13 protein-coding genes and 1 pseudogene are annotated in these 14,548 nt (G+C 70.3%); 7 read left to right on the forward strand and 7 right to left on the reverse strand.

Going from position 1 to position 14,548, the window contains the following annotated elements:
• The first annotated feature begins 251 nt into the window (after window positions 1-251).
• Window positions 252-3,200 (forward strand): CRISPR-associated helicase Cas3', encoded by a 2,949-nt coding sequence (gene cas3 / locus LX15_RS00935; RefSeq protein WP_253667500.1) that lies wholly within the window; start codon window positions 252-254, stop codon window positions 3,198-3,200.
• Window positions 3,201-3,260: 60 nt separating this feature from the next.
• Window positions 3,261-4,385 (forward strand): type I-E CRISPR-associated protein Cse1/CasA, encoded by a 1,125-nt coding sequence (gene casA / locus LX15_RS00940; RefSeq protein WP_253667501.1) that lies wholly within the window; start codon window positions 3,261-3,263, stop codon window positions 4,383-4,385.
• A gap of 376 nt (window positions 4,386-4,761) precedes the next feature.
• On the opposite strand, the pseudogene LX15_RS00950 reads toward casA, so the two are convergent.
• Window positions 4,762-4,878 (reverse strand): annotated as a pseudogene (locus LX15_RS00950) (GntR family transcriptional regulator); the annotation flags it as partial.
• A gap of 3 nt (window positions 4,879-4,881) precedes the next feature.
• Between LX15_RS00950 and LX15_RS00955 the strand changes: the two are divergent.
• Window positions 4,882-5,214 carry an ATP-binding cassette domain-containing protein gene (locus LX15_RS00955; RefSeq protein ID WP_253667502.1) on the forward strand — a complete coding sequence of 111 codons (333 nt, stop codon included), beginning with the start codon at window positions 4,882-4,884 and terminating at the stop codon, window positions 5,212-5,214.
• Window positions 5,215-5,261: 47 nt separating this feature from the next.
• A complete protein-coding gene (locus tag LX15_RS00960; protein ID WP_253667503.1) occupies window positions 5,262-5,708 on the forward strand; it encodes a hypothetical protein in 447 nt (148 codons plus the stop codon).
• Here the strand turns inward: LX15_RS00960 and LX15_RS00965 are convergent.
• Together LX15_RS00965 and LX15_RS32120 are read right to left on the reverse strand one after the other, a co-directional pair.
• A complete protein-coding gene (locus LX15_RS00965; protein WP_253667504.1) occupies window positions 5,695-6,183 on the reverse strand; it encodes a hypothetical protein in 489 nt (162 codons plus the stop codon). The two genes, LX15_RS00960 and LX15_RS00965, sit on opposite strands and share 14 nt — an antisense overlap.
• Window positions 6,184-6,473: 290 nt before the next feature.
• A complete protein-coding gene (locus tag LX15_RS32120) occupies window positions 6,474-7,061 on the reverse strand; it encodes a TetR/AcrR family transcriptional regulator (protein WP_301303787.1) in 588 nt (195 codons plus the stop codon).
• A 106-nt stretch (window positions 7,062-7,167) separates the two neighbouring features.
• Between LX15_RS32120 and LX15_RS00975 the strand changes: the two genes are divergently transcribed.
• Window positions 7,168-8,760, forward strand: coding sequence for an FAD-dependent monooxygenase (locus tag LX15_RS00975; protein WP_253667505.1), 1,593 nt, complete (start codon window positions 7,168-7,170; stop codon window positions 8,758-8,760).
• 25 nt (window positions 8,761-8,785) lie between these two features.
• On the opposite strand, the gene LX15_RS00980 is transcribed toward LX15_RS00975, so the two are convergent.
• Window positions 8,786-9,418, reverse strand: coding sequence for a DinB family protein (locus tag LX15_RS00980; RefSeq protein WP_253667506.1), 633 nt, complete (start codon window positions 9,416-9,418; stop codon window positions 8,786-8,788).
• 187 nt (window positions 9,419-9,605) lie between these two features.
• A complete protein-coding gene (locus LX15_RS00985; protein ID WP_253667507.1) occupies window positions 9,606-10,184 on the reverse strand; it encodes a CGNR zinc finger domain-containing protein in 579 nt (192 codons plus the stop codon).
• A gap of 63 nt (window positions 10,185-10,247) precedes the next feature.
• Here LX15_RS00985 and LX15_RS00990 point away from each other — a divergent pair, with 63 nt between their 5' ends.
• Window positions 10,248-11,465, forward strand: a complete 1,218-nt coding sequence (locus LX15_RS00990) for an MFS transporter (RefSeq protein ID WP_253667508.1) — start codon at window positions 10,248-10,250, stop codon at window positions 11,463-11,465.
• Between the two features lie 105 nt (window positions 11,466-11,570).
• Here LX15_RS00990 and LX15_RS00995 read toward each other — a convergent pair whose 3' ends face one another.
• Complete coding sequence (locus tag LX15_RS00995) at window positions 11,571-12,089, reverse strand: hypothetical protein (RefSeq protein ID WP_253667509.1); 519 nt, start codon at window positions 12,087-12,089, stop codon at window positions 11,571-11,573.
• 763 nt (window positions 12,090-12,852) lie between these two features.
• Window positions 12,853-14,040, reverse strand: coding sequence for an MFS transporter (locus LX15_RS01000; RefSeq protein WP_253667510.1), 1,188 nt, complete (start codon window positions 14,038-14,040; stop codon window positions 12,853-12,855).
• A gap of 98 nt (window positions 14,041-14,138) precedes the next feature.
• On the opposite strand from LX15_RS01000, the gene LX15_RS01005 reads away from it, so the two are divergent.
• Window positions 14,139-14,501 (forward strand): ArsR/SmtB family transcription factor, encoded by a 363-nt coding sequence (locus LX15_RS01005; protein ID WP_253667511.1) that lies wholly within the window; start codon window positions 14,139-14,141, stop codon window positions 14,499-14,501.
• Window positions 14,502-14,548: the final 47 nt, after the last annotated feature.

Raw genomic sequence — 14,548 nt, forward strand, 5'->3', positions numbered from 1 at the left:
CCCCGCGTGCGCGGGGAGGACCCTTCGCGACCTGGGCTAACAGAGGGGCGTTACCGTTTCTTGATCTATCGTGAGCGGGGCTTGGTCTTCGACCATCGTGACTCTTCGCTCCTCAGACGTCGACTGGCCACAAGGCTAGCGAGGCTCCTGTCATGACCGCCCCGCGATGAGCGGCTGGCGCGTCGGAGCGTCATTGCGCCGACTGGGTGGTTGTTCCCCCAAGGTCGCGCTCAGGCGCTCCCGCTTTGGACATGATCGCCCACGTGCCCATACCAGCCAATCGCCGCAGGGTGGATCCGCCAGATGACGGGAAGGAGCGTGCGGACAGCACTCCTCGGCTTCAGCCGTTCGGCCCTGATCAGGTCTGGGGGAAGGCACGTGGACTCGTTCGCCCATACCCCTTGTTAGCCCACCTGTTGGATGCGGCTGCGGCTGTGCGCGCTCTGTGGGACGACTACCTGGCTCCTGCGGTGCGTCAGCGGTTCCAGCTCGGCGACGACGTGCGCACCGGACTGCGCTGGCTCATGTTCGTTGCCGGTCTGCACGACATCGGAAAGTGCAGTGGTGGCTTCCAGAGTCAGGACCCGAAGGTCTGGGACCTGCTGTACCCCGGCCTGTCGCGCCCGATAGCCACCAGTTCCGGTCACACCGCTCCGGGACAGGCATGCGTGCAGACGGAGGGGTTGTTGCCCGTCGGGGCGGATGCTGTCGCAACCCAGTTGTGGGTGGCGCTCATAGCCCAGGTTGTTGGTGGTCATCACGGGGTGATCCCTCCACCTCTGGCGCGGAGCTGGATCGGGACCGTCATGAAGAGCACGCTGGCGGATGGCCCACAGTGGACTGGCTCCCGACGGGACATCGCGGAGTTGATCGCGCGCGCCGTGGATGTCCCCCAGCTACCCGACATGTCGTCGCAGAGCCACCTACGACGGTTCGCCATGGCAGCCTGTGGTGTCGTACCGCTGGGCGACTGGATCGTCTCGCAGGAGCGGTACATCAACGGACGGTTCGCTGAGCTGCCGACCGAGTGGACGCCCGACACTGTCCGTCCCTTCCTGAATTCCGGTGTGGCGAAGGTGTCCGCTGAGCTCGAACACATCGGTCTGCGCCGTCTTCGTCGACATGTTCTGGGATTCGAGCAGCGGTTCTCGTTCGCGCCTCGCGGGGTGCAGCAGTCGTTGGTGGAGCACCTGTCCGCCCATGTCACAGGCCCTGGGTTGCTGGTTGTGATGACACCAACCGGACAGGGCAAGACTGAAGCGGCGTTGTACGCCGCAGAGGTACTCGGAGCTGCCTCCGGTGCTGAGGGTCTGTTCTTCGGACTACCCACGATGGCCACGACGGACGCGATGTTCCGTCGAGTGATTGGTGACCTTGACCGTGTCCTGGACGAGGACGGCGTCATCTCCCTCCTCCATTCCATGGCGGCCTACACACCTGAACTCCATGACCTCCTCCGGCGACGGTCTCCCTCCGGCGCTGGAGCCTTGGACGGCAACGACGAGAAGCCAGCCAAGGGCTCGGTGGAGTTCGACAGGCTCGTCACGGGAGAGGGCGAAGAGGATCCATCGGGCCAGGCGGTGGGATCGGAGTGGACACGGGGAGGAAAACGCGGTCTGTACGCCCCGGTCTGCGTGGCGACCGTGGACCAGCTTCTGGCGATGGCGCTGCGCTCCACCCACCAACCCATGCGGTCGCTCGCGTTGAGCGGCAAGGTGGTCATCGTCGACGAGGCTCACGCGTACGACAGCTACATGCAGACCCTCCTCCGCAGAGTGCTGAGCTGGTTGGGAGCATTCGGCGCCCCAGTGGTGCTGTTGTCGGCAACCCTTCCTGTGCCGGTGGCGAAGTCCCTGGTGGGCGCATACGCGGACGGTGCTGCTCGTTGGCGTCGGCAGAAAGGTATTGCCGAACCACTCGGTGGCAGGACGGTCGACACCGAAGGCATCAGCTATCCGGGTTGGGTGCTGCACGATGCCCGAACCGGGCGTACCACCGCTGTCCCCTGTCCGGTCGGGAGGAAGGACGTCGTCCGCCTGCATCTCAACCTGAGAGAGCATCCGGACAACGAGGATGCGTTCGCGAACAACTGCCGGGACCTGCTCGACCCGATCGTGCGTGAGGGTGGTCAAGGTTGCGGGCTGGTCGTGGTGAACACGGTCCGCGCGGCTCAGCTCACTTACCTGACGCTGCGGAAAGTGGTCCCGTCGGACTGCGAACTCCTCCTCTTGCATGCTCGGCTTCCGCAGTACGAGCGGTCGGCTCGCACGACGCGACTGGAGGATCTTTTCGGTAAGAAGGGGCAACGCCCTCGCCGTGCGATCGTCGTGGCGACGCAGGTCGTGGAGCAGTCCTTGGACCTCGACTTCGATGTCGTGATTTCCGAGCTGGCCCCGCTCGCCCTGCTTCTCCAACGGGCCGGGCGCTGTCACCGTCATCCTCGGGCGGACCGCGCGGCGTATTGGGCTGAGCGCGGACCCAAACTGCACGTCCTCGTCGCCACCAGGGCTGACGGCCAGCTCGCTGAGCAGTACCCGTACCCGCATGACCAACGGATGATGACTCTGAGAGCACTGCGGGACCGGGCCGATGGAATGGGACGGCTGACCGTTACGGTGCCCGACGACGTGCAGGATCTGGTGGACCAGGTGTACCCGGTCGCGACCTGGCTCCTGGACGACGAAGAAGACCTGGCTGCCGCGGCCGCCTCGTCCTGGGCGCAGGACGAGGCGGCCAAGAGCGCGGCCGAAGTCCTCGCTGTTCCACCGCCCACCGGACTTCACGGGTTGCACGAGTTGACAGCGCGCGTGGACCCGGAGTCGAAGCTCTCGACCCGTCTCGGCGTCGACAACAGTCGGATCGTCCCGCTGTGGGAGTCCGGCGACAGGCTCTTCCTCGACCCCGAGTGCCAGAAGCCCGTTCCACAGCGCGGCCGGTCGTGGCGCGCTGAGGATGTGGCGACGCTCGTGCGACACAGCATCCCCGTCCGCGAAGGGCGATGGCTACGGGAGCTGGCGGACAAGCACCCCTCCCCGGAGGAGTGGGCGGAGCATCCGTTGCTGTCGCGTCTGGTCGCCGTTCCCATGGCTCCTGACCCGGAGCCCGTGCCTGCCCTCGACATGACAGAAGCCTTCCCGGTGCGCCACGCGCGGGGGGCCTACCTGCACCGCGAGATCGGGTTTGTCGTACCCGCTCCGTAATCTGTCGGTCACAGCATGACGTCGAGTGCCGCTGATCCGCATGCCAGGCAGGAGGAGCCTGTGACGCCCTCGTTCGACCTCGCCATCCAGCCTTGGATTCCCGTGATCGACAAAGACGGCAAACCGCGGCGGATGGGCCTTCAGGACGTATTGGTCCACGCGCACGACCTGACGGAACTCGACCTTCCACTCCCGCCCGCGGAGGCAGCGTTGTGGCGGGTCCTCAGCGCGATCGCTTACGAGATCACGGGTCTGGGTGAATCGGGCGTCGACCCCGACGAGTGGCGCTCCCGGCAGGAGAGGCTGGTGCGTGATGGGAGGTTCGACGAGGCGGAGATCAAGAAGTACTTCGTGGGCTATAGCGGACGCTTCGATTTGTTCCACCCTGAACGACCGTGGTTGCAGGACCCGCGTCTTCGCCAACAGTGCGCGGAGACGGCGGGAATCAACAAGCTGGTCCTGGGACGCCCGGTCGGAGTGAACGGCCCGACCTGGTGGACACGCCACCATCAGGGGCGGCAGCAGCCGGTTCCCGCGGCCGAAGGAGCGTGGTGGCTTCTGGTGCACTGGTACTACGGAGCGGCCGGCAGGTGCTCCACTCGCAAGGTTGGGTCCGTCTCCAGTGCCTCCCGCACCGCGGGGCCGCTTCGCGGACGCATGTCCTATCACCCCAAGGGAGACACACTCTTCGTCAGCCTGCTCGCCTCGATGGTGCCTCCTCCGCAGAGGGAGCAGGGAGAGGACCGGTGCCCGTGGGAGTGGTCCAATCTTCCTGACCCCCTGTCCCCGCCCCCGTTGGTCAGGGGGGTACGCGGCGCGCTGACTACGCCGTTGACGCGGACTGGTGATGCGGTGAGCGGGTTGTGTGTGATCGCGACGAGCACGGTGACCGATGGAACGCGCGGTGCGCTCACGCGCTGGTTGCTGGAGCCGAAGGCCGGGGTCTACGTGGGCACCCTGACCCGACGGGTGCGCGAGAGCCTCTGGCGAGGACTCTGCCAGTCGATCAGCGCGCAGGGCGGATGGGCGGTTCTGGTCTACTCCTCTGCGAACGAACAGGGCTTCGAGATCGACACGTTCGGTGAGTACCGCCGCGTCCCGATCGACTTCGATGGCCTGACCCTGATCGCGTGGCCCAGACAGGCACTGGAGACTGACGAGACCACAGAGATCACAGAGTGGTGAAGGAGCCGACGACCACCTGATGAGGAAGTGCTTTCCTCGCGCAGGCGGGGGTGAGTCGGCCACGTTCGTCAGCGGTGGCGGGGGCCCGTTCGTCAGGAAATGGTGTGGCCACGTCTTCGAGGGATGCCTGGTCTGTCTTCCTCGTCGTTCTGTCCCGCTTGCCGCCGAGACGGGCGGGGTGTGTCGTGTGGACGGCGTGGGGTGGGGAAGGGGAGGGGTTTGACAGGGGGGTGTGGTGCTGGTACCTGTAGTTTCACTAATTGACTAGTGGAAGGGTTGAGGTTGATCGAGTTCCGGATCGATCGCCGATCCGGGGTGGCCACCTACCTACAGCTCGTGAACCAGGTGAAGCAGGCGCTGCGGCTCGGTGTGGTCGGCCCGGCCGGGGCTCGACCAGCCACTCGCGTTCCAGCTCGCGGTACGCCTTCAGCACCGTGTTGGGGTTGATCCCGGTCTGCGCGACGACGTCCTTGGCTGTCGGCAGACGGTCTCCGGTGTGGTCGGCGCGAACGGGGCGGGCAAGAGCACGGTGCTCAAGCTCGCGGCCGGGTTGGCGCGGCCAACGGAAGGTGGGATCACCGTCCGGGGCAGGGTGGGTTTCGTCGCCCAGACGAAACCTCTGTACCGGAGGTTCACGGTGGCCGAGATGCTCCGGTTCGGCCGGGTGACCAATGTGGACTGGGACGACGCGACGGCCCGCCGGCTGGTGGACGAGGCGGGGCTGTCGCTGTCCGCGAAGGTGGGAGAGCTGTCGGGCGGGCAGCGGGCCCGCCTCGCGCTCGTGCTCGTCCTGGCTCGGCGCCCGGACGTCGTGCTGCTGAGTTCCTGAAGGCGTCCCGGATCGGCGACGACGTCTACTACCTCGGCAACCAGTCGTTGCGGGCGTTCCTCGGCCGTCTGACCGGGAGCACCACGGAGGACCCGGCCCTCGCGTCGACCTGGTTGGTCCTCGTCCTGGTGGTCCTCGTCCTGGTTGTCGTCGTCCTGGGGCTGCGTGCGACCGTGCGGCTCCACCGCCGAGGAGCCGAGCTGCCGGCGGTGCTGACCTGTGCCCTCACCGCGCTGCTCGTCTCACCGGTCTCGCGGCACCACCACTGGGTCTGGTGCGCTCCGCTGGTGGTCCACCTGTGGGTGTCCGGGCGACGCGTTCTGTTGGTGGGTCTGGTCGCGGTGCTCGGCCTGCTGGTGTTCGTCGTGGTCGTCTACTCCAGCGGGAGGTTCCCGGGTTCGGGCGTGGGCGGTCGTGGTGCTGTTGCCCTGCCTCGCCTGGCTCCGGAGTCGACACACCGCGATGAGCCGGTGCCGGTTCTCAGTCGTGGTTGACCTCGCGCCGCCCCGGGTCCATGTTCGCGCGGAGCGCGGTGAGGAGCTGGTCGGCGTGGGGCTCGCTGATGACGTACGTCCTGCCGTTCCTGGTCGTCATCCGCACGGCGGGGCCGGAGCCGAGAACGAAGCCGACCTTGCCGCCTCCGGCGAACCGGTATCCCCAGCCGCCGAACTCCCGCATCGCGTCGGTCTGGGACAGCTCGACCGACTCGACGTCGCGCAGCGCCACGGTCCTGCGGACGAACGGGACGAGCACCAGGCGAACGGCGCGGTCGTCGACCGTGATCCGGCCGTGGCAGAACAGGATCGCGCCGAAACAACCGACGAGCAGGACGGTGCTGACCACACAGGCCACCACCTCCTCCGAGCGCGTCGCCCAGAGGAACACCGACAACGCCACGCCGGCCAGGAACATCACCGCGAAGACCACCGTCGCCCATCGCGGCGGCCGCACCGTCGTCCGGTACTCCACGTTTCCTCCCCCGTCCGCCCCCTATGACCTAGGACCATCCTACGAAACGGGCCGGTCCAAGCAGGGGAGCGCGAGACCAGGCCGAACGGCATCGGGGGCGAGAACCGTCAGATCCTCGACACGGATCCTCCCTCGCGGTGCCCAGTGGCGGCGCCACCTGCCGAGGCGGCTCTGCTCTTCACTGTCCACAATGGAAACATTAAGGCCACAATGGAAACAATTGAGGCGCGGACAGGTCGCCCGACGCGGTCGGGGAAACCCGTCGAGCGCATCGAACATTTCGGAGCGGATCAGAGGAGAAGTTCGACGACGCGTTCAGCCTGCGCCCGCGCGCCTTTCGGCGTGCCGACGGAACCGCCGAGCAGTCGTCCGCTGAGTCCCGCGAGGGCGAACGGCGCGCTGGTGGTCAGCAGCAGGTGGAGCAACAACGCGCGGGGCGTGAACCGCGTCAGCTTGCCCATGGCCTGGAGGCGGGGGAGCAGGGCCTCGACGGTGTCGGCCAGGGGGCTGAGGCCACGGAGGATGTCGTCGAGCCGCTCACTGTCGGTGAAGCTCTCGTGGAGCAGCAGGCGCACGAGGTGCGGATGGGCCGCCGCGGTCGTCGACAGGGCCTCGACCAGCCGGGTGGCCGTGCTGAGCGGGTCGTCGGCGTCCCGCGCCTCGGCGAGGTGTTCGGCGAGGGCGCCGTCGAAGGTCGTGTTGGCCCAGTGGAGCACGGCCTGCCAGAGGCCCTCCTTGCTGCCGAAGTGGTGGCGCACCAGCCCGTGCGTGACGTCGGCGCGCGTGGCGATGTCGCGCAGGCTGACGGCGGGGAACCCGTGGTCGGCGAACAGCTCCGCCGCCACCTCGATGATGCGTTGCCGCGCGTCGTCCGCCATTCCGCCGCTCCTCGTGTCCGCGTTCCGCTGTTCGGACGGATAGTGCTGTCCGAGTGGATAGTGTAGGACTATCCAAGTGGATAGTGAGCTTGAGCTTGAGCGAACGATGAGCGGAGAGTGCGACGTCCTCGTGGTGGGCGCCGGTCCGGCCGGCCTGATGACCGCCGTGACGGCCGCCCGCGCCGGGGCCAGGGTCAGGGTGGTCGACCGTCGCGAGGGGCCGACCGACCAGTCCAGGGCGGCGATCGTGCACGTCAGGACCCTGGAGACCTGGCACGACGTCGGTCTCGCCGACGCCGCGCTGGCCGAGGGAATCCCCGTGCGGCACGTGACGGTGTCGGTCGCGGGACGTCGGCTGACCAGCTTCGGCCTGACCGGTGACGGCAGGGAGGCGGGCGCGTTCGACCACGCCTTGGCGCTGCCGCAGAGCAGCACGGAACGGATGCTGGGGCAGGCGCTGCGCGGCCACGGGGTCGAGGTCGAGTGGGGCAGTCGGCTCACCGACCTCCGACAGGAGCCGTCCGGCGTAGCGGCCATCCTCCGCGTCGGCGACCAGGAGCGGGAGATCCACGCGTCCTACGTCGTCGGCGCGGACGGAGCGCACAGCACCGTACGGGAGCTGTCGGGCATCAGGTTCGAGGGCGACAGCTACGCGCCCACGGCGTTCCTGGCCGACGTCGGCCTGAGCGTTGCCCCGGCGGACGACGGACTGCACCTCAACCTGGCCCAGGGCGGGTTCGTTGGCATCCAACACCTCGGCGACGGGTGGTACCGGCTGTTCGGGGCGCTGTCACCGGCGTACGCGGCGCGCTTCTCGCAGCTCGGGCCGGGCCGCCCGATTCCCGTCGCCGACGTCCAACGCTGGTTCGACGAGTACTTCGGCATCCGCGCCCGGATCACCGACGTCGGCTGGACCTCGGTCTACCGCCTCCACCACCGGCTGGCCGAGGAGTTCGTCGACGGCCGGGTCGCGCTGGTCGGCGACGCCGCCCACCTCCACGCCCCCGCCGGTGGGCAGGGCATGAACCTCGGGATCGGCGACGCGGCGAACCTGGGCTGGAAGCTCGCCGCGCTCGCCACCGGCCAGGGCCGCCCCCGGCTGCTGGACAGCTACCAGGCCGAGCGTCGGCCGGTCGCGGAGGCCGTGCTGCGCAACGCCGACCGGGGGTTCGCGTGGGAGGCCAGCGACAGCCGGCTGCTGGAGATCCTGCGCCGCACCCTGCTCCCGGCCGCGGTCAGCGCGCTGGCCCGCACCCGTGCCGCCCAACGCGTGATCTTCCGGCTGTTCTCCCAGACCTGGATCACCTACCACGGCCAGCCCACCGTGACCCACAACCTGGGCGACACCCGCGGTGTCCGCGCGGGCGACCGGCTCCCGACCGGCCTGCTGGACCTCGGCGCCCCCGAGGACGGGAGCCCAGCAGGGCTGCGTCATCATCTGCTGGTCATCGCCCCTGACGACGACCGGTCCGCCGACCTCCAGCGGCGCTACCGTCGGATTCTCGACGCCGTCGCCGTTCCGGTCGACGTGCGCCTGGTCGATCCCGACAGCGAGCCCGGTCGTCGACTCGTGGACGGCGGCGCGGCCCGCGCCATCCTGGTGCGGCCGGACAGACACGCCGGCCACGTCGGCGATGTCGATGATGTCGACGGCCTCGCCACCCACCTCGCCCGCTGGTACACCGCCCGGTCGGCCTGAGCGACACCCGGTCCGCGCGAGCGGGTCAGCCCCTCCGGGCGCGGTAGAGGTCGCGCAGCAGGGCGATCTCGGCGCCGTGGTGCAGCAGTTCCTGGTTGATCCACCACACGACCTCGACGAAGGGGACGTCCGGGTCGCTGCCGTCGGGATAGGTGCTGTGCCCGACCCTGTCCAGCGCAGTGTTGTCCGCCGCCAGCAACGCCCGGCGCCACGCCTCGGCGGCGCTGTCGAAGGCGGCGACGCCGCCGGCCGCGTCGCCGGGGAAGGCGTACTCGTTCTCGGTGAGCGCGTGGGAGCCGATCACGTGATCCGCGCGCAGGGCCAGCATCTCGCCGAGATGGTGCAGCCGCCACGCGATGGTGGTGATCGGCGGCGGGTACGGGTGCGGGCGGCCGCCGTCGCGCCCCCACTCACCCGCGCCGACCAGCAGGCTCGCGCCGGGGCCGGGGCCGGGGCCGGGGCCGTGGGCGCGGGCGCGGGGGCGGACCGACCAGCACCCGGGGACCGGCTCCCACAGGTACTCCTCGTCCGTCATCGCCGTCACGGGCACCCGCACGCCGTCGCCGCTGTCGACGTCCGGTCCGGACAGTCGGCGGACCAGTCGCTCCCTGGCGAAGTCGAACTGCTTCAGCAACGGAACCAGGCGTGGTGGTGCCATTGGCGTTCCTTCGCGCTCAGAGGACGTCCGGGGACGAACAGGGGCCTACCGTGCCACAACCAGGACGCGGAAATATAGACCTTTTTGACCCCGGTCTTCCTTTTCGTTTTCCCGCGCGGGAAAGGACAGAGGTCCCTCCACACCGGACCGATGCGGAGGGAACCCGCCACGCCTGATCGCTTCGTCCTCAGGTCCTCGCGGTGGCGCGCCGGTGCTGCGCGGCCTTGGCCCGGTTGCCGCACACCGCCATCTGGCACCAGCGTCGCCGCCCACCGGCGGAGAGGTCGACGAACCGGCCGCTGCAATTCGCGCCGGCGCAGATCCGGACCCGCTTCCTCGTCTCGCTGCCGAGGAGTTCCGCCGCGTCGAGCGCGATCTGGCACAGCGCGCCGCGCGCGTCCACCGGCGCGGTGGCGATCCGCAACACCGGCCGACCGCCCGACAGCTCCAGACGCGGGGGGTGCTGCGCGGTGCGCGCCAGCCAGGTGTTGATCACCTGCTGGGCGTCGGCGGGGAACCGGTCGTCGTGCGCCACCGCGCGCACCCCGGCGTCGATCGCCTCCCTGAGCTGCCGGGCCTCGGCCAGCAGCTCCTCGTCGACCTCCCCCCGGCACGGCACGAGCTCGGCGGCGGAGAACCACGCCTCCAGGTCCGCCGGGCGGGCCAACAGCTCCCGCCCGGCCGCGTAGCGGTCACGCTTCGTGTTCACGAAGTCGATGCTGACCCGACCTCCGTACCAGACCCAGTCGCGCTGCTCCTCGCTCATCACCCCATGTTAGGTTGATCAACGAGGTAACCATATGACCGGTTAGTCGAGAGGCGGGTCCTGATGCCCCAGAGCGCACCCGGGGGAGCCCCCTCGACCGCCGTCCAGGTCTGGCTGCTGGCCCTGGGCATGTTCGCCATCGGCACCGACCTGTTCATCGTGTCCGGGCTGTTGCCCGCGCTCGGCCGCGATCTGGACCTGTCCACGGCCGCCGCCGGCCAGACGGTGACCGTCTTCGCGATCACCTACGCCGTCGCGGCGCCGATCCTGGCCGGCCTCACGGGGACGGTCGACCGGCGCGCGCTGCTCGTCGCCGTCCTCGCGGTGTTCTCCGTGGGCAACGTCCTCTCGGCGGTCGCCCCGTCCTACGGGGTGCTGCTCCTGAGCCGGTTCGTCGCCGGCGCGGGCGCGGCCCTGTTCGCCGCGACCGCCTCCGGGGTCGCGGCCCGCATCGCCGCCCCCGACCGGCGCGGGCGTGCGCTGGCGATCGTCTACGCGGGCATGACCTCGGCGATCGCGTTGGGCGTCCCGATCGGCAACGCCATCGGGACGGTGTTGTCGTGGCGGTGGGCGTTCGGGTTCGTCACCCTGCTCGCCGTGGTCAGCGCCGTGGGCCTCCTCGCCAGCGTGCCCAGCCTCCCGGGAACCGGGGGCGCGGGTATCCGGGAGCGGCTCGGCGCGGTCCGCGTCCACCGCGCGCCCTCAGCCCTGCTGGTCACCACGCTGTGGGTGCTGGGCACCTTCGTCGTCTACACCTACCTCGGCACGCTGTTGGACGACGTCACCCACGCCTCCGGCGGGGTGCGCCCCTGGCTGCTCCTGCTGTTCGGCGTCGGCAGCTTCGCCGGCGTCATGGCCGGCGGGCGGCTCGCGGACCGCGTCAACCCCGCCGCCGGTCTGGGTGTCTCGGTCGGTGTCCTGGCGGTCGTGCTGGCGGCGCAGGTCCTCGCGTTGCGGTCGGTGCCCGGCGCGGCGGTCGGACTGGCCGTGTGGGGCCTGGTGCACTGGGCGAGCTTCCCGCTCATCCAGCACCGCCTGTTGGACATCGGCGGGTCCCACGGAGACATGCTGCTGGCGCTGAACAACAGCGCTGTCTACGTCGGACAGACGGCGGCGGCCGCGCTGGGCGGACTGTTCGCCAGCGCCGGGCTGCTCACCGCGTTGCCCCTGGCCGGAGCCGGTTGCCAACTCCTCGCCCTGCTGGTCCTGGCGCTGACCGCGCGGGCGCGTCGTTCCCCGGCGAGGTCGGTGGAGGTGGTCGAGGCGCTCGCGCGCAGGTGACGACGGGTGTTCGGGGGTGACGGGCGGGTTCGGCGCGACGCGGGGAGGACGTCGTCCGCCTGTCCTCCGGCGCCCTGTCCTGGTCGGGGAGTCCGGGCGGCGGGATCAGCGGTTCGCGGGGCAGAAGCCCATTCCGTGCGGGTGCGGGGAGAGGTGGTCCGACGGCGGGCCGACGGTGAGCAGGGGCGTCGGGTTCTCGCACAGCACGGCGGGATGGCCGGTGATCTCGTAGTGGTCGTGCGCGGCGCGGCCCCACGCCTCGACGCGGCTCGGGTAGGGCGGGGTCGCCGGCAGGTCGGCGTGGTGGCAGGTGGGACACCAGACCTCGTAACACTGCCGGTCGGGGAGGTGGTCGCCACTGGTCACGGTGATGGGGTGGGGTTGGTACTCGTACTCGCTGGCGGCGGTGAGGACCGCGGTGATCGCCTCGACGGAGCTGTCACACGGCGGGAGCTGGTAGTGCTCGCCGTGCGGGGCGACCACCTCGGGCAGGTAGACGAGACGCCCGTCGCGCCGGCCCTCGGCGTAGCTCCCGACGAGGTAGCCCCTGGCGAAGACGCGGATGGTGTCGAGGTCGTGCGGGCGAGCCTGGATGGTGAGCCGCCGGGAGTCGACAAGACGCATGTGCCGCCCTTTCTCTGTCGTGACGGTCGGGGTCGTGACGGTCGGGACGCGGGGACCCGAAGCGGACCGAGGAATGCCCGGCGCCCGGTTCCGGCCGGGCCGGGAGGGAGGATGCGGACGCCCTGGCACACCGGGCACGGGGACGGGTCGGTCCTCACGCCTTTCCCCGCGGCCTCGGCCGGGAGGGTGTGAAAACCCGCCGCCGGTCGGATTTCCTCGTCGGGGGCACGACCGGATCGCCGCCTGTTGTCGCGCGGCAGTGGGTGCGTTGGGCATGGTGGCTCCTCCTGTTCCACATCGGACGAAAAGGCGGGACGAAGAAGCCACCATTGGCGGGATAAGTGACGACGTTCGCGCTGCGGGCGGTGTGGGGCACGTGGCAAGGGCGGCAGCGGCATGGGTGGCGGCGTTCCGAGGCCTGAGGTGTGGCGGCTCCCGTCGACGTGAAGCGCGGGACACGGCCAGGAGCAGGCGGTGCCCGTGCCCGCGGCGTGGCCACTGTGGACATGAGCCAGAGGTCCCAGCCCGCGCCGGACTCTGTCTGCCTCGGTTGCGTTGCGCCGTGCGGGGCGGTGTCGGCGGAACGACACCCGGCGCCACCTGGAGAAACCGACGTGCGGCCGGCACGCGGTCCAGACGACGGCGGGTCGGGGCGGGTTTCCCCGCCCCGACCCGGAGCGCCGCGGGGAGCGTCGACCGCCGTCCCTCGGACGGGGTTCGTCGCCGTCGGCTCGCTCGCGCGTGGTCCCGGTGGGGACCTGGATCACGACCCTGACTCGCCCCGCCGGTCGAGCCAGGTCGTCAGGGCGGCCACGAGGGTGAACACCGCGGCGAACACGGGCAGCCAGCCGGCGTCGGCGAGGCCGAGCGCGGCCGCCCCGAGCACGCTGGACAGCGAGACCGCCAGGTACAGGGCGGACTGGTACAGCGAGATCACCAGGGACTGCGCTCCCGGAGCCCTGGCGATGATCTGGTGCTGCTGGGGCGTGGTGACGCCGAAGGAGAACAGGCCGGTCACCACCACGACGGGCAGCGCCACCAGGAACGACTCCCGCAGGGCCGGGGTGGCCAGGAACACCGCGGTGAGCAGCGCCGTGGCGGCGACGCTGACCCGGCGCGGGCCGACGCGGTCGGCCAGGTGCCCGGCCAGCAGGTTGCCGGCGGTGCCCGCGATGCCGAACAGCAGGATCAGCACGGCCAGCCGGTCCCCGTCGCCGGCGGTGGCGGGCTCGAAGATCGAGCTGAGGTACGTGTACGGCATGTAGATCCCCACGAACGCCACCACCGTGGTGACCAGGGCCCGCAGCACCCCGCGGTCGGCCAGCGGCGCCATCCGCTGCCGCAGGCCGACGACCGGACCGCGCGCGATCTCGGGCAGGCGCAGGGCGATGAAGGGCGTGGCCGCCAACGCCAGGGCGGTGACGAACCACATCGTGGACCGCCAGCCCCACGCGCTGCCGATGGCGGTGCCCAACGGCGCGCCGAGCACCAGGGACGACGTCGACCCGAGGATGACCAGGGCGATCGCCCGGCCCCGGTGGGCGTCGCCGGCCAGCGTGGCCGCCGTGGCGCTGGCGTTGCCCGTGTACAGGGCGGCTCCTGCCGCCGCCACCACGCGCGAGGCCAGCACCAGCGCGTAGCCGGGCGCGAGCGCCGTGACCGCGTTGCCGACGGCGAAGACCACCAGGGCGGTGACGAGCACGCTGCGTCGGGACCAGTGGGCGGTGAGCGCGGACAGGACCGGGGCCAGCAGGGCGTAGGCGAGGGAGAAGACCGACACGAGCTGGCCGGCGGCGCCCACGCTGACGTCCAGTTCCCCGGCGATGTCGGGCAGGACGCCGGCGATCACGAAGGCGTCGGTCCCGACCGCGAAGGTCCCCAGGGCCAGGACGGCCGCGTGGGCGCGCCAGTGGGTGCGGGCGGCGGAGACGGGGGTGGAGAGACTGGTCATACCCACTCTTCCAATGATCATTGGACATTACGATGGCGATCGTAATTGGAGATCCACGTGTACGGTAGGAGGGGGCCGAGGTCGAAGGAGACGGCGGGATGAACGACGAGCGCGGCGCCTGGTTGCCGCAGCCTGGTCCGGACGAGCTGGACATCGGGACCGTGCTCCAGGCCCTCGCCGACCCGACGCGACGTCAGATCGTCGCCCTGCTGGACGTCGTGGGCGAGGCCACCTGCACCTCCCTCGACCTGCCGGTCAAGGTCTCCACGGTGTCCCACCACATGAAGGTCCTGCGGGAGAGCGGCGTGGTCTCCACCCGCGTGGACGGCAACACGCGGCCGAGCCGGTTGCGCCACGCCGACCTGGAGCGGCGGTTCCCCGGCCTGCTCACCTCGATCATCAGGGCGACCCCGGTGCCGTCCGGCTCGTCCACGCGGAGCGACGACGCCGACGACCGCTGACGACGCTGACGGCGCTGACGGCGCCGACGACCGTTGACGACGCTGAC

The sequence above is a fragment of the Streptoalloteichus tenebrarius genome, assembly GCF_024171885.1.
Taxonomy (GTDB): domain Bacteria; phylum Actinomycetota; class Actinomycetes; order Mycobacteriales; family Pseudonocardiaceae; genus Streptoalloteichus; species Streptoalloteichus tenebrarius.

Excerpts from the sequence above, each read along its gene's own strand:
- LX15_RS00990 (WP_253667508.1), top strand. The coding sequence starts at position 10,248 with ATGCCCCAGAGCGCACCCGGGGGAGCCCCCTCGACCGCCGTCCAGGTC.
- LX15_RS01000 (WP_253667510.1), bottom strand. The coding sequence starts at position 14,040 with ATGACCAGTCTCTCCACCCCCGTCTCCGCCGCCCGCACCCACTGGCGC.
- LX15_RS00980 (WP_253667506.1), bottom strand. The coding sequence starts at position 9,418 with ATGGCACCACCACGCCTGGTTCCGTTGCTGAAGCAGTTCGACTTCGCC.
- cas3 (WP_253667500.1), top strand. The coding sequence starts at position 252 with ATGATCGCCCACGTGCCCATACCAGCCAATCGCCGCAGGGTGGATCCG.
- LX15_RS00995 (WP_253667509.1), bottom strand. The coding sequence starts at position 12,089 with ATGCGTCTTGTCGACTCCCGGCGGCTCACCATCCAGGCTCGCCCGCAC.
- LX15_RS00985 (WP_253667507.1), bottom strand. The coding sequence starts at position 10,184 with ATGAGCGAGGAGCAGCGCGACTGGGTCTGGTACGGAGGTCGGGTCAGC.
- LX15_RS00975 (WP_253667505.1), top strand. The coding sequence starts at position 7,168 with ATGAGCGGAGAGTGCGACGTCCTCGTGGTGGGCGCCGGTCCGGCCGGC.
- LX15_RS01005 (WP_253667511.1), top strand. The coding sequence starts at position 14,139 with ATGAACGACGAGCGCGGCGCCTGGTTGCCGCAGCCTGGTCCGGACGAG.
- LX15_RS32120 (WP_301303787.1), bottom strand. The coding sequence starts at position 7,061 with ATGGCGGACGACGCGCGGCAACGCATCATCGAGGTGGCGGCGGAGCTG.